Source organism: Streptomyces asoensis, assembly GCF_016860545.1.
Classification (GTDB): Bacteria; Actinomycetota; Actinomycetes; order Streptomycetales; family Streptomycetaceae; genus Streptomyces; species Streptomyces asoensis.
The window spans coordinates 2,808,640-2,832,690 of record NZ_BNEB01000005.1; the positions used below are offsets into that span (position 1 = coordinate 2,808,640).

Annotated in this window: 15 protein-coding genes; 6 read left to right on the forward strand and 9 right to left on the reverse strand. The window is 70.5% G+C overall.

All coding sequences use genetic code 11. The features are described from left to right. The first annotated feature begins 43 nt into the window (after window positions 1–43). Together Saso_RS34920 and Saso_RS34925 are read left to right on the forward strand one after the other, a co-directional pair. A complete protein-coding gene (locus Saso_RS34920; protein ID WP_189919804.1) occupies window positions 44–700 on the forward strand; it encodes a GNAT family N-acetyltransferase in 657 nt (218 codons plus the stop codon). A gap of 131 nt (window positions 701–831) precedes the next feature. Next, a complete protein-coding gene (locus Saso_RS34925; protein ID WP_189919806.1) occupies window positions 832–1,851 on the forward strand; it encodes a DUF5954 family protein in 1,020 nt (339 codons plus the stop codon). Window positions 1,852–1,869: 18 nt separating this feature from the next. On the opposite strand, the gene Saso_RS34930 is transcribed toward Saso_RS34925, so the two are convergent. After that, on the reverse strand, window positions 1,870–2,574 hold the full coding sequence (locus tag Saso_RS34930) for a rhomboid-like protein (protein WP_359070369.1): 705 nt from the start codon (window positions 2,572–2,574) through the stop codon (window positions 1,870–1,872). A 618-nt stretch (window positions 2,575–3,192) separates the two neighbouring features. Between Saso_RS34930 and Saso_RS34935 the strand changes: the two genes are divergently transcribed. From Saso_RS34935 to Saso_RS34950, 4 genes are all read left to right on the forward strand, one after another. Next, window positions 3,193–3,879 carry a spermine/spermidine synthase domain-containing protein gene (locus Saso_RS34935; protein WP_189919808.1) on the forward strand — a complete coding sequence of 229 codons (687 nt, stop codon included), beginning with the start codon at window positions 3,193–3,195 and terminating at the stop codon, window positions 3,877–3,879. A 122-nt stretch (window positions 3,880–4,001) separates the two neighbouring features. Beyond that, complete coding sequence (locus Saso_RS34940) at window positions 4,002–4,742, forward strand: response regulator transcription factor (RefSeq protein WP_189919810.1); 741 nt, start codon at window positions 4,002–4,004, stop codon at window positions 4,740–4,742. Next, window positions 4,739–5,854, forward strand: a complete 1,116-nt coding sequence (locus Saso_RS34945) for a HAMP domain-containing sensor histidine kinase (RefSeq protein WP_189919812.1) — start codon at window positions 4,739–4,741, stop codon at window positions 5,852–5,854. Before Saso_RS34940 ends, Saso_RS34945 begins: the two co-directional genes overlap by 4 nt. A gap of 302 nt (window positions 5,855–6,156) precedes the next feature. Beyond that, entirely contained in the window at window positions 6,157–9,957 is a 3,801-nt protein-coding gene (locus Saso_RS34950; protein ID WP_189919814.1) for a multifunctional oxoglutarate decarboxylase/oxoglutarate dehydrogenase thiamine pyrophosphate-binding subunit/dihydrolipoyllysine-residue succinyltransferase subunit, read from the forward strand. 99 nt (window positions 9,958–10,056) lie between these two features. Here the strand turns inward: Saso_RS34950 and fxsT (Saso_RS34955) are convergent, their stop codons facing one another. From fxsT (Saso_RS34955) to Saso_RS34990, 8 genes are all read right to left on the reverse strand, one after another. Next, the gene (gene fxsT, locus Saso_RS34955) at window positions 10,057–13,599 is read right to left on the reverse strand and encodes an FxSxx-COOH system tetratricopeptide repeat protein (RefSeq protein WP_189919816.1); all 3,543 of its coding nucleotides are present in this window, start codon (window positions 13,597–13,599) and stop codon (window positions 10,057–10,059) included. Beyond that, window positions 13,593–14,903, reverse strand: coding sequence for a CHAT domain-containing protein (locus Saso_RS34960; RefSeq protein ID WP_229901166.1), 1,311 nt, complete (start codon window positions 14,901–14,903; stop codon window positions 13,593–13,595). The genes fxsT (Saso_RS34955) and Saso_RS34960 overlap by 7 nt, the downstream gene beginning before the upstream one ends. Beyond that, entirely contained in the window at window positions 14,893–16,761 is a 1,869-nt protein-coding gene (locus Saso_RS34965; protein ID WP_189919820.1) for a magnesium chelatase, read from the reverse strand. Before Saso_RS34965 ends, Saso_RS34960 begins: the two co-directional genes overlap by 11 nt. A 7-nt stretch (window positions 16,762–16,768) precedes the next feature. Further along, the gene (locus tag Saso_RS34970) at window positions 16,769–17,701 is read right to left on the reverse strand and encodes an AAA family ATPase (RefSeq protein WP_229901167.1); all 933 of its coding nucleotides are present in this window, start codon (window positions 17,699–17,701) and stop codon (window positions 16,769–16,771) included. Further along, window positions 17,698–18,087: a CU044_2847 family protein gene (locus Saso_RS34975; RefSeq protein ID WP_229901168.1), complete on the reverse strand. Its 390-nt coding sequence runs from the start codon at window positions 18,085–18,087 to the stop codon at window positions 17,698–17,700. Before Saso_RS34975 ends, Saso_RS34970 begins: the two co-directional genes overlap by 4 nt. 114 nt (window positions 18,088–18,201) lie before the next feature. Continuing rightward, window positions 18,202–21,213 carry an FxSxx-COOH system tetratricopeptide repeat protein gene (gene fxsT / locus Saso_RS34980; protein WP_189919822.1) on the reverse strand — a complete coding sequence of 1,004 codons (3,012 nt, stop codon included), beginning with the start codon at window positions 21,211–21,213 and terminating at the stop codon, window positions 18,202–18,204. Between the two features lie 154 nt (window positions 21,214–21,367). Continuing rightward, window positions 21,368–22,807 carry an aKG-HExxH-type peptide beta-hydroxylase gene (locus Saso_RS34985; RefSeq protein WP_189920513.1) on the reverse strand — a complete coding sequence of 480 codons (1,440 nt, stop codon included), beginning with the start codon at window positions 22,805–22,807 and terminating at the stop codon, window positions 21,368–21,370. Further along, window positions 22,797–23,981, reverse strand: a complete 1,185-nt coding sequence (locus tag Saso_RS34990; protein ID WP_268253209.1) for an FxsB family cyclophane-forming radical SAM/SPASM peptide maturase — start codon at window positions 23,979–23,981, stop codon at window positions 22,797–22,799. The genes Saso_RS34985 and Saso_RS34990 overlap by 11 nt, the downstream gene beginning before the upstream one ends. Between the last annotated feature and the right edge of the window lie 70 nt (window positions 23,982–24,051).

Consider the following 24,051-nt stretch of genomic DNA (forward strand, 5'->3'; position numbering starts at 1 on the left):
GTAATAGACGCCGCATACTTAAGGCTATTACCAGGGGGTCGGTATGGACCGCTTCGTCCGTGCTTGGGTGGACGGCTGGGTCGTCTCGCGCGGGGCGGCACCGCCCGTCGCCCGGCCCTGGGGCTGGACCATCGACGTGGGAACGGGGACCCGGCACGCCACCCGGCACGTCCTCGGCGCGACGAACGACGCGGTGACCGAGTCGGCCGTGCGGACGGTGGCGGGCGCGGTCACCGGGGCCGGCGTGTGGCTGAAGGCGTTCGCCGACCCGTCCGTGGTCGGCCCCTGGCTGGGGCCCGGCTGGTGGATCGACCCCGAACCCGGCTCCCTGATGACGGCCCCGCTCACAGCCGTCCCGCCCGGCTCGGCACCCGCGGGGTACCGGACCCGCACCTGGTCGCGCGGCGGCGTGATCCGCACCATGATCGCCGCACCCGACGGCTCCCTGGCGGCGCGCGGGCAGATCGCCCCGACCGGCGCCACGGCCGTCGTGGACCAGATCGAGACCTCCCCGCACCACCGCCGCCGCGGACTCGGCGCCCTCGTCATGCGCACCCTCCAGCACGCGGCGGCCGGCCAGGGCGCCCGCACCGGCGTGCTGGGCGCGACCCCGCAGGGGCGGGCACTGTACGAGTCCCTGGGGTGGCGCGTCGAGTCCTCGCTCACCAGCGCCGAGTTCACGGGGGACGCGCGGGCATGACGTCCGGCGGCCCGGGGGGCGCACCCTCCGGCACCGCACGACGGGGCACGCCCCTCGCGCCCCCGGCCCGTACCCCGCCCACTTCCGGCATTCACCCCGAAGCCGCCCGCCGCCGCGACCACAATGCGCGTATGACCGATGACTGGAAGCGACGTCTCGACGCCCTCCACGCCGACCTGGTCCGCCGTGACGACCCCGTCGCCTGGGTGACGGAGGCGGACGCCGTCGAGGCCTCACGGCGCTATCCGCACATCGCGTTGCGCGGACCCGTCTTCGGTGTCGCCGCGCGGGACGAGGCCGCCGCCGAACCGGGCTGGCGGCTGCTCAAGCCCGTGGTCGACGGCATGCCCCAGCAGGCCCGCGACGGGCTGAACTCGCACCTGTGGTTCAAGGCCAAGGACGGTCCCGACGACCCCGCCGTCCGGCGGGAACTGCTGGCGGCCGTCGCCGTGCTGGAGCGGGCCCCGGCCGACGAGGTGGAGGCGCTGGGCGTGCGCTACCGGGTGGTGCGCGGCGACGAGTTCGCCCGCACCGGTGACGACGGCCTGGAGCCGCCCCGCCCCACCGATGTCGAGCCCCCCGACCCGTCGTGGGAGGACCCGGGCGCCGCCCCCTCACCGGACGTCGGCTACGTCCTGGACCCCGAACGCGACGAGGGCCCGATGGCGGGCGCCCTGCGGCTGGGCCTGCGCGACTTCACGTACACCGGCGCCCGCTTCCCCTCGGACGTGCGCGCCGACTCCGAGTGGGCGGCCCGGACCCACCCGGACGTCGTGCGCCTCCCCGTCGGCTTCTCCGTCGCCGAACGCGACGACTGCGGCTGGACCCCCTGCGGGCCGCTGTCGGCCACCCCGCACGAGGCGCGCCGCTCGCTGTACGAGGGGATGGCCCGCGTCTGGGCGATGCTCTACCGCTTCGACGAGCACAAGAAGGTCCTGTACGCACGGGCCGCGGAGGCCTTCCGTGCCGCCGGGCGGGCCGACGAGGCGCGGGTGGAGGACCGGCTGTTCCGGATCTGCCGGGTCGAACGCATGGTCCGCCTGGGGCCCGACGGCCCGGAACCGCCCCGGCCGTCCGACCTCGACGAGTACGGCCCGATGAAGCTCCACCCCACCCTGCGCGAGGACGGCACGGTGCAGTTCGACGACTGAGAGGGGCTGCGCGTCCCCTCAGCCGGCCGCGAGCCGGTGCGCCCGCTCCCAGTTCCGCAGCCGGGGCCAGGTGGCGACGCCGATCGCCAGGGCTATCAGGTGTCCCCAGTTCGTCAGCGGGTCGGTATAGGCGACGAGGTCCTGGAGCAGCATCGCGCCGAAGCCGGCGAGGAGCGGCAGCCGCAGCCACGGGCGCAACAGGCCCGCCAGCGCACCCACGCTCGCGGCGACGCCGAAGCTGATGCCGTAGTCGAGACGGTGCAGCGAACTGCCGGGCAGCCCGCCCGCGAGTACCGCGAGGCCCACCGGGACCTCCGTGGCGAGGGTGGCCAGGACGTGCCCGAGGAGGAAGACGACGGCCGTGCGGGCCCCGCCGACGCGCCGCTCCAGCGCGGTCAGGACGACCAGGAACCCGAGCGTGAACGGGGAGGCGAAACCTCCCGCCACCCACAGGGCGCTGGCCAGCAGCACCAGGACGGGGGTCCGCACCAGATGCGCGACGTCGGTACTGGAGCCCTGGTGCAGCGCGTGCACCAGGGCGGGACCGGCGTGGGCGGTGACGTACGAGGTCACGGCGAGGACGGCGGTGTACGCCAGGGTGAAGGGAGCCGGCACCCGGAACCGGCGCCGGCGCGCACCGGCGTCCGACGGCGCGCCGCCCCGTCCGGCCGGCCGGACGGCCCCGGCACCCGAGGCGTCGAGCACCCCGGCACGGGGGCGCACGGTGGCGGCCGACGCACCGCCCGCCTCGACGGAGAGCGGCACGACGAGGAGTGGCACGACGGTGCCCGGCTCGGCAGAGAGCGGCACGGCGGTGCCCGGCGCGGCAGAGAGCGGCTCGACAGTGCCCGGCGCGGCAGAGAGCGGCTTGGCCGGGGGCGGCACGGCGAGGGGCGGCTCGGTGGGGAGTGGCTCGGCAGAGATCGGTGTGCCGAGGGGAGCCTCGGTGGTCCGGGGGGCGGGCGGGGGCCCGGTGCGCGGCGGAGCGGACCGGACGGGGGCGGGCTGGCACGGGATGCCGTCCAGCAGCCCCCGCGTGTCGTGCGACGGCAGACCCGTCGCTGCGGCCGTGCGTTCCACCGTGAGGCCCTCCTTGCGTCGCGCCTCACTTTTCGTGGCGCGGGCGCCCGCTGTCTGTGACCGGCGCCACGCCCGAGGGGATTCACAGGAAGCTCCGAGGCTCCTGCGGGCCGGCTCCCACCCGTTCCTCACGCGATGCCGACGCGTCCTCGGCCCGTCCACGAGCGACGCACGCCCGGCTCCGGGGAGGCTCATGGGCGGCCGATGGGCGGCGCACGAAAATTCCGCAACGGGCGGTCGCGGAAGTGCCAGGATGGGCCGATGCCCATCCCGTACGACATCCCCGACGCGCCCGTCGTCCTGGACCGTCGCGAGGGCCCCTACGGTGAGGTGGTCCTGCGCCGGCACGGGGAGTTCCTCCAGATCATCGCCAACGGCTGCTTCCTGATGGACACCTCCGACGGCCGCTCGGAACGGCTGCTGGTCGACGCCGCCCTGACCGCGCTGGACGACCGCCCCTCGCCGGACCTGCTGATCGGCGGCCTGGGCGTCGGCTTCTCCCTCGCGCACGCCGCCGCCGAACCCCGCTGGGGCGCGGTCACGGTCGTGGAGCGCGAGCGCGCCGTCATCGACTGGCATCTCGACGGCCCGCTGGCCGCGCTCTCGGGCGACGCGCTCGCCGACCCGCGGACGAAGATCGTCGAGGCGGATCTGCTCGATTACGTCAATGAGACTTGCGACACATTCGATGCGGTATGCCTCGACATCGACAACGGGCCCGACTGGACCGTCACCGAGGGCAACGACAGCCTCTACTCGGCGGCCGGACTCACAGGCTGCGCACGGGTGTTGAAACCCGGCGGGGTACTGGCGGTGTGGTCGGCCCGCCCCTCTCCGGAATTCGAGGGAACCATGAGGAATGCCGGGTTCCATCAGGTGCGTACCGAAGAGATCCCCGTTGCCCGAGGCGTGCCGGACGTCGTGCACCTCGCCGTCCGACCTGAATAGCAAAGCCGTGGTGACTCCCCGTACGCTGCACCCCTGACGCCGATCATTTACGCGTCAACCGCAGTCATGCGCAGACATGGGATCACCCCACTGGTTCCGGAAAGCACACTCAGGGGCGGGCGATGGAGCAGACACACACCGCACACAACAGCACGGCGACGGCCACACAGGGCGCGCAGCGGCGCGTTCTGGTCGTCGAGGACGACGCGACGATCGTCGACGCCATCGCGGCCCGGCTGCGCGCCGAGGGATTCCTCGTGCAAACGGCGGGTGACGGCCCGGCGGCCGTCGACACGGCGGAGGCCTGGCAGCCCGATCTGCTGATCCTCGACATCATGCTGCCCGGCTTCGACGGCCTGGAGGTCTGCCGTCGTGTGCAGGCCGCCCGTCCGGTGCCGGTGCTCATGCTCACCGCGCGCGACGACGAGACCGACATGCTGGTCGGGCTCGGCGTGGGCGCCGACGACTACATGACCAAGCCCTTCTCGATGCGGGAGCTGGCGGCCCGCGTGCACGTCCTGCTGCGCCGGGTGGAGCGGGCCGCGGTCGCGGCGACCACGCCCCGCAGCGGGATCCTGCGGCTCGGCGAGCTGGAGATCGACCACGCACAGCGCCGGGTGCGGGTCCGCTCGGAGGACGTGCACCTCACGCCCACCGAGTTCGACCTGCTGGTCTGCCTGGCGAACACCCCGCGCGCGGTGCTCTCCCGCGAGCAGCTCCTCGCGGAGGTCTGGGACTGGGCGGACGCCTCGGGCACCCGGACCGTCGACAGCCACATCAAGGCGCTGCGACGGAAGATCGGCGCCGAGCGGATCCGCACGGTGCACGGCGTCGGCTACGCACTGGAGACCCCCACGCCATGAGCCCCGGGCCGGACGGACCGAGAAGCCCCGCTCCCGGAACCGAGGAGCCCTGGGGCCGCGTGCGCCCGTTCTCGATCAAGACCAAGCTGGGTGCGCTGGTCGTCATCTCGGTGCTGATCACCACCGGCCTGTCGATGATCGCGGTGCACACCAAGACGGAGCTGCGCTTCATCACGGTCTTCTCGATGATCGCCACACTGCTGATAACGCAGTTCGTGGCGCATTCGCTCACCGCGCCGCTGGACGAGATGAACACGGTCGCCCGGTCCATCTCGCACGGCGACTACACCCGCCGGGTGAGCGAGAACCGCCGCGACGAGCTGGGCGACCTGGCCCAGACGATCAACGTCATGGCGGACGAGCTGGAGGCGCAGGACCGCCAGCGCAAGGAGCTGGTGGCCAACGTCTCGCACGAGCTGCGCACGCCCATCGCGGGTCTGCGGGCCGTCCTGGAGAACGTCGTCGACGGCATCGCCGAGGCGGACACCGAGACGATGCGCACCGCCCTGAAGCAGACGGAGCGCCTCGGTCGGCTGGTGGAGACGCTGCTGGACCTGTCCCGCCTCGACAACGGCGTCGTCCCGCTGCGCAAGCGGCGCTTCGAGGTGTGGCCCTATCTGTCGGGCGTGCTGAAGGAGGCCAACATGGTCGCCTCGGCGCGCGCCACGATGGGCTCGGGCGGCACCCACACGCGCACGGACGTCCATCTGCACCTGGACGTGACCCCGCCGGAGCTGACCGCGCACGCGGACCCGGAGCGCATCCACCAGGTCGTGGCCAACCTGATCGACAACGCGGTCAAGCACAGCCCGCCGCACGGACGGGTGACGGTGAAGGCACGACGCGGCCCGCTGCCGGAGTCGCTGGAGCTCGAGGTGCTGGACGAGGGACCCGGGATCCCGCGCTCGGAGTGGCGCCGCGTCTTCGAGCGCTTCAACCGGGGAGCCGTCCGCCGGCCGCACGGCCCGGGCAGCGACGGCGGCACGGGACTGGGACTGGCGATCGCCCGCTGGGCGGTCGATCTTCACGGCGGCCGCATCGGGGTGGCCGAATCCGATCGAGGTTGCCGGATTCTTGTCACCCTTCCCGGGGACTCCTCCGTCCCAAGTTGACGTAAAGTTCGAACCGGAGCCACAAGATCCACCGGCGTCCGCGCAGCCTGACACGTGTGATCAGGCCGCGGGCCGTCCCAGGTCGGCACGGGTCCGTACGCCAGGCGTGCGCGACCGGGCACCAACACACCCTTTTGACGCGCAACCGCGCTTGTTTCCCGCCATTTACGGCCGCGAAACGCCTTTTCCGATGTGACTTACACGACGATGCACGGGCCCGGCCTGACCTTCCCCCTCCAGGGGGCGTAGCCTTTATTCCCGCTGTCCATCACCTTGTGAAGCGGAAGAGGGCGGTTGCCGCCGTGTCGCCACAGTCCCCCAGTAACGCATCGAGCATCTCGACCGACGCAGACCAAGCGGGCAAGAATCCCGCTGCCGCGTTCGGGCCGAACGAGTGGCTCGTCGACGAGATCTATCAGCAGTACCTCCAGGACCCGAACTCGGTAGACCGTGCCTGGTGGGACTTCTTCGCCGACTACAAGCCGGGGGCGGCCACTCCCCCGGCTCCGGCGGGTACTGCGGCCGCGGGGGCCGCAGCGACCACCACTCCCCCGGCACCCGCCGCTCCGGCCCAGGCGGCACCCGCCGCCCCGGCTCCGGCCCCCGCGCCGGCCGCCGCCCCCAAGCCCGCGGCCGCCGCGCCCGCCGCCCCGGCTCCGGCCAAGGCGGCCCCCGCGGCCAAGCCGGCCGCCGCGAAGCCCGCGCCCGCCGCGGCTGCGGCCGCGCCCGCGGACGGTCCCGAGTTCGTGACGCTGCGCGGCCCGGCCGCCGCGGTCGCCAAGAACATGAACGCCTCGCTGGAGCTGCCCACGGCCACGTCCGTGCGCGCCGTCCCGGTGAAGCTGCTGTTCGACAACCGCATCGTCATCAACAACCACCTCAAGCGCGCCCGGGGCGGGAAGATCTCCTTCACGCACCTGATCGGCTTCGCGATGGTGCAGGCCATCAAGGCCATGCCGTCGATGAACTGGCACTACGCGGAGAAGGACGGGAAGCCCACCCTCGTCAAGCCGCCGCACGTCAACTTCGGCCTGGCCATCGACCTGGTCAAGCCGAACGGTGACCGCCAGCTCGTCGTCGCCGGCATCAAGAAGGCCGAGACGCTGAACTTCTTCGAGTTCTGGCAGGCCTACGAGGACATCGTCCGCCGCGCCCGCGACGGCAAGCTGACGATGGACGACTTCACCGGTGTCACCGTCTCCCTGACCAACCCCGGCGGCCTCGGCACCGTGCACTCCGTGCCGCGCCTGATGCCCGGCCAGTCGGTCATCATGGGCGTCGGCTCCATGGACTACCCGGCGGAGTTCCAGGGCACCAGCCAGGACACCCTGAACAAGCTCGGCATCTCGAAGGTCATGACGCTCACGTCGACCTACGACCACCGGGTCATCCAGGGCGCCGCCTCCGGCGAGTTCCTCCGCGTCGTCGCCAACGCCCTCCTCGGCGAGAACGGCTTCTACGACGAGATCTTCGAGGCGCTGCGCATCCCCTACGAGCCGGTCCGCTGGCTCAAGGACATCGACGCCAGCCACGACGACGACGTCACCAAGGCCGCCCGCGTCTTCGAGCTGATCCACTCCTACCGGGTCCGCGGCCACGTCATGGCCGACACCGACCCGCTGGAGTACCGCCAGCGCAAGCACCCCGACCTGGACATCACCGAGCACGGCCTCACCCTGTGGGACCTGGAGCGCGAGTTCGCCGTCGGCGGCTTCGCGGGCAAGTCCCTGATGAAGCTGCGCGACATCCTGGGCGTGCTGCGCGACTCGTACTGCCGCACCACGGGCGTCGAGTTCATGCACATCCAGGACCCCAAGCAGCGCCGCTGGATCCAGGACCGCATCGAGCGCGCCCACAGCAAGCCGGAGCGCGAGGAGCAGCTGCGCATCCTGCGCCGGCTGAACGCGGCGGAGGCCTTCGAGACCTTCCTCCAGACGAAGTACGTCGGCCAGAAGCGCTTCTCCCTGGAGGGCGGCGAGTCCGTCATCCCGCTGCTGGACGCGGTCATCGACAGCGCCGCCGAGTCGCGCCTGGACGAGGTCGTCATCGGCATGGCCCACCGCGGCCGCCTCAACGTCCTCGCGAACATCGTCGGCAAGTCGTACGCGCAGATCTTCCGCGAGTTCGAGGGCAACCTCGACCCGAAGTCGATGCACGGCTCCGGCGACGTGAAGTACCACCTGGGCGCCGAGGGCACCTTCACCGGCCTGGACGGCGAGCAGATCAAGGTCTCGCTGGCCGCGAACCCCTCCCACCTGGAGACGGTCGACCCGGTCATCGAGGGCATCGCCCGCGCCAAGCAGGACATCATCAACAAGGGCGGCACGGACTTCACGGTCCTGCCGGTCGCCCTGCACGGCGACGCGGCCTTCGCGGGCCAGGGCGTCGTGGCCGAGACGCTGAACATGTCGCAGCTGCGCGGCTACCGCACCGGCGGCACGGTCCACATCGTCATCAACAACCAGGTCGGCTTCACGGCGGCTCCCGAGTCGTCGCGTTCCTCGATGTACGCCACCGACGTGGCCCGCATGATCGAGGCCCCGATCTTCCACGTGAACGGCGACGACCCCGAGGCCGTCGTGCGCGTCGCGCGTCTGGCGTTCGAGTTCCGCCAGGCGTTCAACAAGGACGTGGTGATCGACCTCATCTGCTACCGCCGCCGCGGTCACAACGAGTCGGACAACCCGGCCTTCACCCAGCCGCTGATGTACGACCTGATCGACAAGAAGCGCTCGGTGCGCAAGCTCTACACCGAGTCCCTGATCGGTCGCGGCGACATCACCCTGGAAGAGGCGGAGCAGGCGCTCCAGGACTACCAGGGCCAGCTGGAGAAGGTCTTCACGGAGGTCCGTGAGGCCGTCACCGCCCAGCCGAGCAGCGGCCCGGAGTCGGACCCGCAGGCGGAGTTCCCGGTCGCCGTGAACACGGCGATCTCCACGGAGACCGTCAAGCGGATCGCCGAGTCGCAGGTCAACATCCCGGACTACTTCCACGTCCACCCGCGTCTGCTGCCGCAGCTCCAGCGCCGGGCGACGATGGTCGAGGACGGGACGATCGACTGGGGCATGGGCGAGACGCTGGCCGTCGGCTCCCTCCTCCTCGAGGGCACCCCGGTCCGGCTCTCCGGCCAGGACTCCCAGCGCGGCACCTTCGGTCAGCGCCACGCGGTGCTCATCGACCGCGAGACGGGCGAGGAGCACACCCCGCTCCAGTACCTCGCCGAGGAGCAGGCGCGCTACAACGTCTACAACTCCCTGCTGTCCGAGTACGCGGTCATGGGCTTCGAGTACGGCTACTCGCTGGCCCGCCCCGACGCGCTCGTGATGTGGGAGGCGCAGTTCGGCGACTTCGTCAACGGCGCGCAGACGGTGGTCGACGAGTACATCTCGGCGGCCGAGCAGAAGTGGGGCCAGACGTCCGGCGTCACCCTGCTCCTCCCGCACGGCTACGAGGGCCAGGGCCCGGACCACTCCTCGGCCCGTGTCGAGCGCTTCCTCCAGCTCTGCGCCCAGAACAACATGACGGTGGCCATGCCCACGCTCCCGTCGAACTACTTCCACCTCCTGCGGTGGCAGGTGCACAACCCGCACCACAAGCCGCTGGTCGTCTTCACCCCGAAGTCGATGCTGCGCCTCAAGGCCGCCGCGTCCAAGGCGGAGGAGTTCACGAGCGGCCAGTTCCGCCCGGTCATCGGCGACACCTCGGTCGAGCCGAACGCGGTGAAGAAGGTCGTCTTCTGCGCCGGCAAGGTCTACTACGACCTCGAGGCCGAGCGGCAGAAGCGCGGGATCACCGACACGGCGATCATCCGCCTCGAGCGGCTGTACCCGCTGCCGGGTGCCGAGGTCCAGGCCGAGGTCAACAAGTACCCGAACGCCGAGAAGTACCTGTGGGTCCAGGAGGAGCCGGCCAACCAGGGTGCCTGGCCGTTCATCGCCCTGAACCTGATCGACCACCTGGACCTGGCGGTCGGCGCCGACATCCCGCACGGTGAGCGCCTGCGCCGCATCTCGCGACCGCACGGCTCGTCCCCGGCGGTCGGTTCCGCCAAGCGCCACCAGGCGGAGCAGGAACAGCTGGTCCGCGAGGTGTTCGAGGCGTAGCCTCCCCACCCCGCACCGCACAAGGGCCCGCCCCCGGGAGTTCTCCGGGGGCGGGCCCTTAGTCTGTCCGCGGTCACGCGTCCCCGACGGTTCGGCCGATCATGTCGGCTGTGGCTCGAAGTCCCAGGTCGGGCGGCTGCGGGTGCGAGCCAGGAGTGTATCGGGGTGCTGCGGGCCGAGAGTGGCGGCCAGCGCGGCCAGGGTGTGCGTCTCTGTCTTGTCGGCGTCCGTCCGCTGCCCGGTAGCACGAAGATCGGCGGCCAGCGCGACCTGGGCGGCGAGGGTCAGCGGATGGCTGTCGCCGAGTCGTGCGACGGCACCTCTCACCGTGGCGCCGCTGAGCGCCAGGGCCCCGTCGTGGTCGCCGACCGCACTGAGCAGAGCCGAGGTGTTCAGAGCACAGCCCAGAGCCCAGGGGTGGTCCTCCCGTACGGCCCGGATCATGACCCTCAGTGACTCCTCGGACGCCGCCAGGGCCTGTTCCCGTTCGCCGACCCGTCGCAGGACCAGGGCATGGTTGGCACGGGCTCCGGCTGTGTAGGGGTGTTCGTCGGTCAGCGACGTCGCATAGCGCGAGAGAACCGTCTCGCTCAACTCGCGCCCCAGGTCCACGTCGCCGTGCTCGCGGGCGAAGCAGCTCTGCGCCGAGGCGAAGATCAGAGTCAGCGGGTGGCTCTCGCTCAACACGCGCTCACCACGTTCCAGCACCCCGGCCAAGATGCGGCCCGCCTCCTGCCGGTCACCTCCCCGGTACAGGCACAGGGCGAGGTTGTACTCGGCCTGCAGGGTCTGCGGGTTGGCGTGGCCCATCACGATGCGGCACTCCCGCAGGTTCCGGGTCTGGACCGACTCGGCTTCCGGGTACCGGCCGAGCAACCGCAGCCCGACGGCGACGGAGAGTTCCGAGTACAGGGTCCAGGGATGCCGGGCCCGTAGCAGGTCGCGTCGCGCCTCCATGGTGCGCCGGTCGACCTCGAGCGATTCCTCGTACCTGCCCAGGAGGCGCATGGAGACAGCGAGGTTGTTCTGGGCCGCCAGGGTCCTGGCGTCCTGGTCCCCGACGACTTCGCGGCAGGTGTCGAGGACCTGGACCGACAGATGCATGGCCTCGTCGTAGGCGGCGAGCCCCCTGAGATCGGCGGCCAGACCGCCGAGTGCGCGCAGGTACTCCAGGTCGCGCTCGCCTCGCTGTTCCCGCAGGTGCACGACGGCCTCTCGTTCGATCTCGGCCGTGCGCCGGTAGTCACCGGCCGCGCGCAACAGGTTGCCGTAGTGGTAGATCAGCTCCCACAGACGTGGATGGTTCTCGCCCAGCAAGGTCCGCCACGCGGTCAGAGCACGCTCGCCGAACCTAATGCCCGAGGCGTACTCGCCCGAGAAGTACAGGTAGCGCAGGCAGTTGAAGACCAAGCGCTGTACGTCCTGGTCGTCGGTTCTGAGGACGTCGGCGTATTTCAGGTGGGGGACGATCTCCGCGTAACCCGGCCACAGATCGGTATCGGTGGGACGGCCCGGGTCGGCGGCAGCCAGTGCGGTCCGGACGACTTCCCTGAGCTGCTGCCGTACGTCGAACGGGATGCCCTGGTGGACGATCTGATGGACCATGCGGTGCAGGTAGAAGGTCTCACCCGGCGAGTCGGCGTCGCGCGCCTCGAGGCGGATCACGGAGTACCGTCGTAGTTGGCTGATGGCCCTGTTCCACAGGACCTGATCCGTCAGCAGGGGCTCAACGGTCGGTGGAAGTCCGCTGGTCGGCATCTGTTTCAGCAGGTGGGCGGGGATGAATCCAGGAGCGAAGAAGGTGCACAGGCGCAGCAGCTCAACCGCTTCGGGAACACTCTGGGCCAGTCTCTCCAGCAAGATCCACCAGGCTGTCTGGAAGGCCAGGGGGAAGTCCGCCGACACCTTCACCACAGCGCTGTTCACACCGTCCTCCAGCAGGGCTATGTAGTCCCTCACCGAGAGGTCCGAGTCGTCCAGCCATGCCGCTGTCTGGTCCAGCAGCAGTGGCAGATCCTCCAAGGCGTCCGCCAGCTGATCGGCTTCGGCACGCGTCAGCCGCTGGGCGCGGCGCCGGATGAAGGCGACCGACTCGTCCCGGGTGTATACCGGCACCTCGAGCAACCTGCTGTTGTGCTGCCCCCATTCGAGGTTGCGTGAGGTGATGATCACGTGTCCCGGCCCCGTCGGCACCAGGTCCCCTACGGCTTCCGGCTCGTCGGCGCCGTCGAGGACCAGCAGCCAACGGGCGAACGGGTCGCCCCGGCGCAGGGAGTCGCGCACCGCGCGCAACCGCTCCCCGTATTCGTGGCCCGTCGGCAACCCGAGCTTCGGCGCCAGCTCCGCCATCGCCCGCCGGTAGGTGGCGCGCGTCTGGGCATTGACCCACCACACGACGTCGTACTCGGTGCCGAACCGGTAGACGTACTCCGTGGCCATCTGCGTCTTGCCCATCCCCGACATTCCATGGAACGTCACCACGCCCGCACCTGGCGCCGCGCCCTGCAACAGGTCGTACGCCTGGTTCAGAAGCACCTCACGACCGGTGAAGCGTGTGTTGCGACGTGGCACTCCTCCCCACACCTCCGGCAGCACGGCCGGGTACCGCGGCGCTCTGGCCCGCTCTTCCCGGGGGTCCGGCAGAGGCTCGCGTGCCAGGCCGAGGCGGGTCAGCAGCAGGCGTTCGGCTTCCTCCTCGCCCTTTTCCGCCAGGACGACCGGCGCGAGGATCTCCGTGTCCACGGGAAGCGGCGCGGCGGTCACCGAGACCGCGGCGAAGCGGGACGGATTCCGGCCCACCACCTCTCGCAGAGCCGCGATCCACTCATCACGCGCGCGGGAACCGAGGAGGAGGTAGCCCTCGCTGAGCACCAGAAGGACCGTGCCGGGGGCCAGCAGGAGGTCGCGCAGCACCTCCGCCAGCGGCACGGCCACCGGAGCGTCCCAGCGCAGGAGCACCACGCGCAGCCCACGCCGCTCCAGCCGGTCCGAGATCCAGTTCGCCCAGGCCCGGTTGAAGCCAGCGTAGTGAACGGTGAGGGTCTGCCGGCGTGTATCCGCTCCGAGGCGGTCCGGCGGCGGCAGCGGCCGGGCGCCGCGAGGTGATCCGACGGTGTGCGGCTGGCCCTCGACTCGCTCCAGGGATGACTGGCCCCGAGCCGAGGGTTCGAACGTCGGCGTCGACAGCCGTTCCGTCTGTCCTGCCGGCTCTTCCTGCCCTGCTTCGCGAGCGCCACCAGCCGGGTGTTCTCGGGGCAGGATCCGCGACCGCAGTTCCGCCTTGCGGACCGGTACACCCCATTGGTTGCTGATGGTCAGCCACAGGGAGGCAGATCCCGTCGCCTGTACCGCCGTCACCTGGAAGCAGGCCGGCCCGTAGGTCCCGCCGAACCGGTGCAGGACTACACTCGGCTCGTCGACGGCGTCGCAGACGAAGGACGGGGCGCCCTCCAACGAGACGGAGAAGGTGAACTCCTCGGCGCTGTGGGGCCAGCCGTCGGACGTGCCGTCCGCGGACGGCAACGGACCGCGCAGGTCCACCGTGACGAGGTACGCGCATCCGGCCTCTGCCGTCCGTGGCCATGCCACGACGGGGTCGACGCGGAGGGACTGTTCCCGGTGCCTTCCGGCGTTGCTCACCATCCTTCCCGTCCTCCCGCGGCACGGGTGCCGCCTTCGGAGAGACGCAAGGTGGTGTCCGGATGTCCGTAGAAGTGGAACATGAAGGTGGACAGAAGCCTCAGCACGCGTTTCTGGCCGACCCTGTCGATCCGCCCGTCGTCGTCGCGGACGCTCGGGATGTCGGTCAGAGAGCCGAACTCATCGACGGCCCGTGCCCTGAAGGAACGCAGGGTGCGGGTGACCGGACTCTGCGGACGGGCCGCGACCTCGTGCATCAACTGCCTTACCAGTAAGCGCGCTTCGATGTCCCCGACCTTCCCCGCGGTCACAATGCAGCCTCCCGCTCCTTTCCTCAGGAACAGCTCGGCGAATCCACGCAGTGCCTCCTCCCCCTGGGCGCTGTTGTCGACGAACCGACCGGAGTGGCAGGCGTTGAGGCAGACGAGCGAACGGTCCCTGCGCAGCACGAGCATCGTCTCCCCGTCGAACTCGGCCCAGGTGCGGTCACCCAGCGTGAGGTGGGTGACCGAGTCGCCGTATCCGCCATGGCAACCGAGGTACACCAGTCCGGTCCGGTCCAGCTCGGTGTCGAGCGCTTGGAGGAACGGTGTCATCTCCAGGTGCAACCGGTGGGCGTACCGGGTGAACACCATGCTGTCGTCGGCCATGTCCTTGTGCAGATACCCGAGGACCCGGCCGTGGCAGTCACCGATCCGGTGCGGCAGACCGAGGCCGACGTCGCGCACGGTGGTCCAGCGGACGACGACGACAAGAGCGCCCAACAGACCGGCTGACAGCCCCTTCTCGCCGTCCGCGGGCAGCCAGAGCAGTTCCCAAGGCAGTTCGTACCCGGTGTCGTCGCAGATGATGACGCGCAGTGCGTCACCGTGTCGGCTGCGGATGCGGTTGATCCAGCGCACCAGTTCGGGTTGGTTGCCGGACCACAGGCGGATGGCGCGCAGTACCTCCGAAGGATAGGCGCCGTTCTCCTGGCGCAGGTTGGCGAGCCTGACGGCAGGTGCGGCGCGCCGGGTCGGACCGGCAGGGCACGACACACTGAGGTCGCCGCACCATCCGAGGAGCCGGTAGCCCGCCCCTCCGTCGGCGCCCAGACTGCGCTGTACCTGGAGGACGGCCAGCCCGTCCTCCAGCCGGGTCCCGAGCCGGGCGTCGTTGCCGCCGAGGCCGGCGGGAGGGCCCGAGGGGCCACCGGCCCGGGGCGCGTCCTTCACTCTGCGCCGGGTCACGGCCGGGATGCGGGGCACCTTGGACAGGAGTGCCGGCACCTGTTGCCACGGCGGACGTGCTTGCTGCTCACCGCTCACCAGGTTCTCCCGTATCGTCCGTCTCCGGTGCCGGCCGTCCCGTGACGACGGTGGCGCCCAGAGCGGCGGCCAGTCTGAAGGGCAGATCGCCATAGGGTTCCCGAGCCGGGTCCACGACCGCCGTCCGCACTCTCGTACGGTCCATGGCTCCGATCCTCTCCGCAGCCCCCAAAGCGTCCTCGACGCCTTCCGCGCCCACCTGACCTGCGAGCCGACCGCTCTGACTGACCGTCAGTGGCACGTTGCCCCGGCCGTCGGTGACGACGACCAGCCAGGCCTCGACGAGTGCATTGCCATGCTGCCGGAAGGCCGCACGCAGGACCCGGCCCGCCTCGTGGACCCCGTGTGCCAGTGGCGTCGCACGTCCGGCGGGGCGCTCCAGGGCGGTGAGGACACGCGGATCGAGCACGTTGCGCGCGGAGAAGGACTGGGCTTTCAGTTCGTCCGCGGCGTCGGCACCGCCGACCTCGATCACCTGCGCGGCAGCCCTTCCGGTGTACGCCCACTGCAGAAACGGGGTGAGCGCGTGCGTCCAGTCCCAGGCAGCGTCCCGGCAGGTGTGGTCCAAAAGAAGTACCAGCAGGCGCTCGGAGGCGCCTGCCCGGAGATGACTGCGCAGGTCGGCAGGGGTGACGGTGAAGCGCGCGGTCTGCCGTACGCGCTGATGGACGGCTGCTTCCCGCACCGTCGGTACATAGGCGAGATCACGCAGGTCCTCGGCCCTGCGGCTGCCGACCACCGCCCCACGGGCCGCTGCCGGCCCCATCGTGCGCTGCCAGAGGTTGCGCAGCGGGGCGAAGTCCCGCAGCACACTCACCGCGTCCTCGGGGAACGGGGTGTCGCGGACGACCGCGGGATCCGCGCCGACCTGTTCTTCGGGACCGGGTCCTTCCAACGGACGGCCCGGCCCGCCAGGGCGCTCCTCCGCTTCACGGCCGGCACCGGGCACGTCCCTGTCCGTGTCGGGCCGGTCCCCTGCTCCGGGTCGGCCTGAGGATCCGCTGGACGGCCCCCGTTCCAGGGCCCTCGTCTTCGGTGCGGCGACACCGGGCAGGCCGATCAGCCGGGCCGCTTCGTCGGCGTGCCGTGCCTCGGCCGCGCGGTCCCCGTCCAGAGCTGCCAGCGTGCGGGCGAGTCGGGCCAGCGCGAGTTCCCTGCGGATACCGGCCTCCGGGCCGAGAAGGGTTCTCACACGGCCGAGGGCATCGTTGCTAACGGATACCGGGGCGATGTGCTCCGTGGCGTGCCGCAGTGCGGGCACGGCGGTGAGGAGCCGCCGGGGCCGTGCACCCCGCAGTTCGGCCATCGGGACGCGCAGAGCGAACCGGTCCAGCAGGTGAGGGCTGAGCTGCGCGGCTTCGGCCGATCCGCAGACGGCGAGCCAGCGTGCTCGGGGACGCGCGATGTGGCGGAGTCCTGTGTGTTCGACCACCGCGACGTCCGAGCCCAGGAGCTGGACGGCGGCCCGCATGCCGGCGACGCTCAGTCTGGTCAGTTCGGGGACGACGACCAACTGCGGCGGACCGTCGCGTCCGTCGGCTTCGATCAGCGGACCGGGTCCGGTACTGACCGAGACCTGGCCACCGTCCTGCCGCAGCCGGGTCCGGGTCCACAGGTCCTCGTCCCGCGTCTGGGCCCCGAGCATGAGCGGTGGTCCCGTGATGCCGAGCAGTTCCGCGAACAGGTGGGCGACAGGGTCGATCAGGTGCGGCTCGAGATCGAAGAGGAGAACTCCGGCAAGGCGCGGCTCGATCGCCGAACACGCCAGTAAGCGGGTCAGCCGCAGAACCGGTTCATCCGGTTCCGGGGCTCGGGAGCCTTGCGGGGGTGGGGCGTCGCGGGGCGGGGGTGTGACCATGACCGGGTCAGACCGTTTCGAAGAGGTCCTTGACGCGGTCCTCGTCCTCGAAGCCCCATTCGAACGAGCTCTCCGGCCTCCGGTGCCGCAGAGCCATGGGGAGCACCCGCTGAAGGTGCCGGGGCTCCACCAGGTCCGCGCCCTCCCTCGCGGCCAGTGCCCGGGCCGCGAGCGTCGCCACGATCTCGCCCCGCTGTCCCACGGCGTCCATCCTCTCTGCCGCCTGCGCACAGAGCCGTACGACGGTGTCGGGCACCGGAATGTGCCGGACCCGTTGTCGGGCCTCCTCCAGTCGTGCCCTGATGGCGGCGTCGTCCCGCTCCGCGACGGCGAGCCATTCGGAGCCGGCGACGGCCAGTTCCTCCTCGAAGTCGAGCACGGTGCGGATCAGGCGCTGGCGTGCGTCGACATCCAGGTGCTCCGCGGCGACCATCAGGCCGAAACGGTCGAGCAGTTGCGGCCGCAGCCCGCCCTCTTCGGGATTCATGGTGCCGACGAGTCCGAAGGCCAAGTGCTTGGCAGTGGCGAGGCCCTCTCGCTGCACGGAAAGGACGCCGGTCGAGACGACGTCGAGAATGACGTTGATGAGGTGGTCCTCGAGGAGGTTCACCTCGTCGATGTAGAGCATGCCGCTGAGGGCCGCGTCCTCCAGGAGTCCCTGCTGCGGGCGGGCCTCGCCGCGGATCAGCGCGTCGAGTTCCCAGCCGCCGAGGACGCGGTCGTCGGTGGCGTTGATGGGCAGAGTGACCGGCAGTTCGCCATGGGCCATGAGGGCGAAAGCACGTACGAGGGTGGACTTGGCGGTCCCGCGGGATCCGGCCATCAGGACACCGCCGATGCGGGGGACCACGTGATTGAGTTCCAGCGCGAGCTTCAGCTCGTCCTGCCCCACGACACGGGAGTAGGGCAGGATGTGCACTCCGCCCGCCGCGTGGCTCACGACACCGTCCCCGTACCCGTGCCGTGGAGTCCAGCGCTCCCGGGCTGCCAGCGGAAGGTGAACTGCAATTGCGCTTCGGCCCCGCTCTTGACCACGGTCGCCAGTCCGGCGTCCATCCTGATGGACAGCTGCAGTTCGATCTCGTCGGGCCGCTCGCTCTCCGGGAGTTCCCCGAACTGCCGGACCGCCTGCACGGCACAGCGCCGCGCGAGGTCCAGGCCGTCGGTGTAGACGGCCCGGGCGACGCGGACGACCCGCCCGGACGGCCCGTCGCGGGTCTCCTCGTCGCCGTACACCTCGTCGAGGCCGTTGTCCTCGTCCGCTCCGACCTCGACCGGGATGGGCCCGTCTGCGTCCCCGGATACGGGCCCGATCAAGATAGCCACACGCCCCCTTGCTTCAACTCACGTGTGCTGCACGCCGGTTGACAGACCCGGTACTTTCCCCGACGCCCTGGGGGTTATGCGCGCCACGGCAGCCCACTTCACCGGTGCCGCTCGTCAGGTCGTCTGCGGCTCGAAGTCCCAGAACGGGCGGTGCCGGGAGCGGGCCGAGATCGTGTGGACGTGCTGCTTGCCCAGCGTCGCCTCAAGATCCGACAGTGCCTCCAGTTCGACCTTCTCCGCCTGTCGGCGGTCACGCAGGCCGCGCAGGTCGGCCGCGTGCGCGATCCGCGCGGACAGGGTCAGCGGATGAGTACGGCCGAGCGACTCGATGGCCAGGGAAACGGTGTCCCTACTGAGTGCGGCCGCTCCCTCGGTGTCTCCGACGAGGTTGCGCAGGGCGGTGGCGTTGAGAGCGCACCCCAGCGTCCAAGGGTGGCTCTCCCCCACCGCCGACGTCATGTCGGCCACCGCCTGTTCCACCATGACGTGCGCGTACTCGCGTTCACCGACGTTACGCAGGATCAGCGCCTGGTTCGAGCGCGCTCCGGCGATGAAGGGGTGCCCTTCGGCCAGCATGACCTCGTAGCGGGCCCCGACGGCCTCGCTGAGCTCACGGGCCTGGTCGATGTCACCGTGCTCACGGGTGAAGCAGCTCTGGGCGGAGGCGAAGATCAGCGTCACGGGATCCGTCTCGCCCAGCACGCGTTCGCCGCGTTCGAGCACCCTGGTCAGGATCCGGCCCGCCTCCTCCCGGTTACCTCCCCGGTAGTGGCACAGCGCGAGGTTGTACTCGGCGCGAAGGGTCTGCGGGTTGTCCTCGCCCATGACGATGCGGTTCTCCCGCACGTTCCGGCTCTGGATCGACTCGGCCTCGGTGTAACGGCCCAGCAGGCGCAGGTCGATGGCATAGGAGATCTCGGAGTCGAGCGTCCAGGGGTGACGGGCCCGCAGCAGTTGGCGGCGGGCCTCCATCGTCTGCCGGTCGATGTTCAGGGCTTCTTCGTAACGCCCGAGAAGCCGCTGCGAGACGGCGAGGTTGTTCAGCGAGTTGAGGCTTCGCGAGTCCTGCTCGCCCAGCAGGTCACGGTAGGCCACCAGGACCCATCGGGAGAGCTCCAGCGCCTCGTCGTAACGGCCGAGCCCCCGCAGGTCGGCCGCGAGACCGCCGGCAGCGCGCAGATGCTCCAGGTCCTGGGCACCACGCTCCGCCTTGAGGTGCTCGGAAGCCGCCCTGCTGAGGCCCTCGGTGCGCGCGTAGTCGCCGACGGCGCGCAGCAGGTTCGTGTAGTGGTAGGTCAGTTCCCAGATCCTGGGATGGACCGGACCGAGCAACGCCCGCCAGGCGTCCATGGCCCGCTCGCCGAGCTTGATGCCCGCGTTGTACTCGCCGGAGAAGTACATGTAACGAAGGCAGTTGAAGACCAGCCGCTGTACGGCGGCGTCCTGTGTCTGCAGCACGTCCGCGTACTTCAGGTGCGGCACGATCTCGGCGTAGCCCGGCCAGAGGTCGGGATCGGTGGGGCGGCGCGGGTCTGCTGCGGCGAGGGCCTGCCGTACGACTTCGATGAACTCCCTGCGATCCTCGTCCGGCATGTCCTTGTGGACGATCTGATGCACCATGCGGTGCAGGTAAAGCGACTCTCCGGAGGCGGTTCCCTCGTCACCGGCCGCCTCGTGGGACTCCAGGCGGACCACGGAGTACTGACGGAGCTGGTTGATCGCCCTGTTCCACAGCAACGGGTCGTTGAGCAGTCCGGCCAGCTGTTCGGGCAGCTGTTCACTGGACATCTCCCGCAGCAGCCGGACGGGGATGAAGCCCGGGGCGAAGAACGTGCACAGCCTCAGCAGATCGACCGACTCGGGGACGGTGTCGCGCAGCTTGTTCAGCAGTATCGACCAGGCGGTCTGGAAGGCCAGCGGGAAGTCGGCCGACACCTTCACCACATCGCCGTCGATGCCGCCGTCCAGCAGGGCGATGTACTCCCTGACCGAGAGGTCGGAGTCGTTAAGCCAGCCCGCCGTCTGGTCGAGCAGCAGCGGCAGGTCCTCCAGTGCCTCCGCGAGCTGGTCGGCCTCCACCTCGGTCAGCCTGGGCGCGCGCCGTCTGATGAACGCCACCGACTCGTCACGGTCGTAGACGGGCACCTCGAGTAGCTTGCTGTTGTGCTCGGTCCATTCCGGATTGCGGGAGGTGATGATGACGTGGCCGGGGCCGGTGGGCACCAGGTCCCAGATCTGGTCGGGTTCGTCCGCCCCGTCGAGGATGAGCAGCCAGCGCCCGTACGGGTCGCCGCGGCGCAACGAATCCCGCACGGCGCGGAGCCGTTCGCCGTACTCCTGACCGGTCTGCAGGCCCAGTTTGGGGGCGAGTTCGGCCAGCAGGCGCCGGTAGGTGACCCGCTTCTCGGCGTTGACCCACCACACGACGTCGTACTCGGAGCCGAAGCGGTAGACGTACTCGGCGGCCATCTGGGTCTTGCCGACTCCGGACATACCGTAGAACGTCACCACGCCAGCACCCGGCTCGGCGCCCTGCAACAGGTGGTAGGCGTCGTTGAGCAGCGACTCACGACCGGTGAAACGCGTGTTGCGGCGAGGCACGCCACCCCACACCTCAGGCATCGCGGCCGGGAACCTCGGACCGCGCGCGAAGTCGTCGGACTGCTGCGTCGACGTGTCGTAGGGAAGGTCCAACCGGTCCAGTAGCCGTCGTTCCGCCTCTTCGGCCCCCATGTTGGTGAGGTTCACGGGAGCAAGGACCGCGGTGGCCGTCGGCACCGGCGCGGCGGTCACGGACACGGCCGCAAAACGGGACGGGTCCGGAGCCACCACCTCACGCAGAGCGACGTTCCATTCCTCGTGGGTACGCGGGCCCAACTGGAAGTACCACTCGCTCACCAGGATGAGGATCCGGCCCTCGGCGAGTTTCAAGTCGCGCAGCAGATCGACTAGCGGGACATCGGCGGGTGAGTCCCAGCGCAGGTACACCACCCGGATACCACGCCGCTCCAGGCGGTCCCCGATCCAGGCGGCCCAAGCCCGGTTGAAGCCGGCGAAGTGGACGGTGACCGCCTGCCTCGAAGCCCCCCTATCGGTTGACCTGACCGTCGTGCGGACTCCAGACATGGGGCGGCCTCCAGCGCGTAATCCCAAGAAATCGTAGAACCTAGGTGCCGCGCTCGTAAGGTCCCGGGACCGGAGGAGCGCACCCCCGGGCCCGACGATCCTCGCGCAACACGGGGCCGTGGCAGGCTGGAATCCTCACTCACGTGCGAACCCCTCACTCGTTCGGGCGCCGGGCGAAGGCGTGGCGTTGTCTCCACAGAGTGCGGGCACTGTTCACGTATGCCTGCGCGCGGGCCGTGTGCCCCCTGGGGGCGGGGTGCGCGGCCATGTGTTCGTAGGCGGCGATCATCTCGTCGACGAAGCGACGTCCTCGTGGCGTGAGATCGGGAGAGGCGACAAGCGCAGGGAGCACGGCACCCACCTGGACGCGGTAACGGGCGTGCTGGGCCCAGGCCGACTCGCGCTGCGCCGTGCCCTCCGCCAGAGCACGGCGCTGGTAGTAGTCGGCTATCGCCAAGTGGGAGTACGCGCCCTGCAACAAGCCGTCGTACGGCCGGGGGTCCGGCCGCCACGGTGCGAAGTACCGCTCGTCGCCGGGCGCCCGATGCAGCGGGACCATGTCGGAGAGGGCCGCCAGTTTGGCATGGTGCAGTTCGTGTACGAGCGTCGCCGCGAGCGTGACCGGATCGGACGGAACACTGCTCAGCAGGGCACCGAAGGCCTCGCGCCTGGTGGCGCTGCAACTGCCGTGACCGGAGCCGGTGGAACCCGGTGGTGACGCCAGCGGTACCAGACACCGCAGCAGCGTCATCGCCTCCGTCACCCGCTGCTCTCCACCCGAGCGCAGTGCCACGCTCGTACTCGACCAGGCCTGCAGCCACTGCTTGCGTTCGGCGTTGTCGAGTGTCGTCGGTCCGCTCAGGGCGCGATGGCGGGGATCGCGGACCGTACGGTAGGGGTCGAGGTCGTCCAGCGGCACCGGAGGGGTACCGGGCAGCAGCCCCGGTAGTGCGTACGCCGATGTCCAGGCGTGTGAGCCGGACCAGGCGCCGAAGTCGCTCTCCGGGTGCACGACGAGATCCGGCGCCGCTGCCTGGCGGAGGATCAGACGCTCGTTCTCGTGTCGTACTTCGACGTCCGTGACCCCGCTCCGGGCGGTCTGCAAGGCGCCGAGCGACGGCAGGACCAGCTTGCCCTCGAAGACGTTCAGCCGAACCGAGAAGGGGACCCCGGCGCGAACGGCGGCCGCGGCGGCGAGCGCGCTGAAATGCGCCAGGTCGTGTGCGAGGCGGTCGGCGTGTTCGGTCCCCGAAGCCGATAAGTCCTCTCCCTCGGAGAGATCGCGCAGGCAACGCCAGCCCCATGCACCGGTCAGCGGGTAGAGGAGCCGGGCTCGAGCGGGTGTCGAGCCGGACGGCCCACCCCTCTGCGCCGAGCGGTCAGCTTCCGCGAGCAATGCCCAGTCCTGCCGCAAGCGCGCTTTCTGCCCGGCTGAACAGAGCCGAGGTGACGCCGCCTCGGCCGCCTCAAGTACCGCGCGCAGCACCAGGAGCCGCCGGACGTCCTGGTCACGTACCAGCAGAGCCAGGGTTTCGGGGCCCGCGCCGGTGCGGCCGAGGTCGACAAGAACGCTCTCCGGGACCTCAGGAAGGATCACGGGCTCCCCCTTCACGGGGGGCCGGTACGGCGCGAGTCGCGTCGTCGTGGAGCCGTCCGGCCACATGATGGATGAAGAGCTGCAGGTCGGAACAGTAGACAGACGGGTTGCGGAATCCATGGCCCGCCCGGTAGCGGTGGGCGTAGTGGCCTCCGCCGCAGACGGTCAGCAAAGGACATGACGCACACTGCTCCGCAAGGGCCGCGGCTCCGGCCTGCCGTCCGGCCACGGCGGGGTGCCGCAGTGCGTCGTCGAAGCCGTGCCGGAAGACGTCCAGCCCGGTCCGTGCCGCTCCGTGGTACGCGGACTTCAGTGAGTCCACCTGCTCGACGGAACCGTCGGTCTCGATGACCACCGCGTCGAACGGCGACAGACCCAGCGATTCCGTGGCAGCCGGAAACCCCAGCAGCAAGGCGAGGCACTCCTCAAACAACCGCACGCCCGTCTCCCGCCGCCCCGCCGTCCACCATCGGTCGAACACGGCGCACAGCCACTCGCCATGGCGGGCACCGTCCAGGTGCGGGGGCGGAGCCGACCAGTTGCCGTGCGGCAGCAAGAGGTCCAGCGCCGGCGGGCGCAGGTCGAGGAGGGACTCGTACGTTTCCACGGGGTCCAGCGTGGGATCGACCACGGTGAGGACTCCGGCGTACGACTGCGGATACCGCTCGGCAAGGAGCCGCACTCCGCGGGCGGCGGCGGGCCAAGACGGACGTCCGGCGTGGTCGACGCGGCGTGCGTTGTGCCCGGCCAGTCCTCCGTCGAGGCTCACCCCCACCCGGATGCCGGCACCGGCCAGCGCAGTGAGGATTTCCGGTGTGAGCAGGGTGGCGTTGGTCTGGACGACCGCGTGCACCGAGGATCCGGCCGGAACGCGGTCCCGCACCAGGGCCGTGAAGCGGGTCAGAGTCCCGGCGCCCGCCAGGAGAGGCTCGCCTCCGTGCAGGACGAGGGAGATGGCCGGCAAGCAGTGCGCGACCGCATGCTCGGCGATACGGGTGGCGACGGCGTCCAGCACCTCGGCCGAGGCCGCCGGGGGGCGATCGCGCCAGGTGTTGTCCGGTCCTTGGTAGAGGTAGCAGTAGGTGCAGGCGAGGTTGCACCGGCCGTGCATCTTGATGATGAACTGACGAAAAGGATAGGGGAGTTCATCGGTGGCCGCCCCTCCAGACACTCCAGCACCCCCATGCCGCGAGGCCCGCACAGCGGCCCTTCCTCCCGCACCCGGCACATGCCCGGACGGG

Coding starts and splice junctions, on each gene's coding strand:
- Saso_RS34925 (WP_189919806.1), top strand. CDS start 832: ATGACCGATGACTGGAAGCGACGTCTCGACGCCCTCCACGCCGACCTG.
- Saso_RS34920 (WP_189919804.1), top strand. CDS start 44: ATGGACCGCTTCGTCCGTGCTTGGGTGGACGGCTGGGTCGTCTCGCGC.
- Saso_RS34935 (WP_189919808.1), top strand. CDS start 3,193: ATGCCCATCCCGTACGACATCCCCGACGCGCCCGTCGTCCTGGACCGT.
- Saso_RS34945 (WP_189919812.1), top strand. CDS start 4,739: ATGAGCCCCGGGCCGGACGGACCGAGAAGCCCCGCTCCCGGAACCGAG.
- Saso_RS34965 (WP_189919820.1), bottom strand. CDS start 16,761: ATGGTCACACCCCCGCCCCGCGACGCCCCACCCCCGCAAGGCTCCCGA.
- fxsT (WP_189919816.1), bottom strand. CDS start 13,599: ATGGTGAGCAACGCCGGAAGGCACCGGGAACAGTCCCTCCGCGTCGAC.
- fxsT (WP_189919822.1), bottom strand. CDS start 21,213: ATGTCTGGAGTCCGCACGACGGTCAGGTCAACCGATAGGGGGGCTTCG.
- Saso_RS34940 (WP_189919810.1), top strand. CDS start 4,002: ATGGAGCAGACACACACCGCACACAACAGCACGGCGACGGCCACACAG.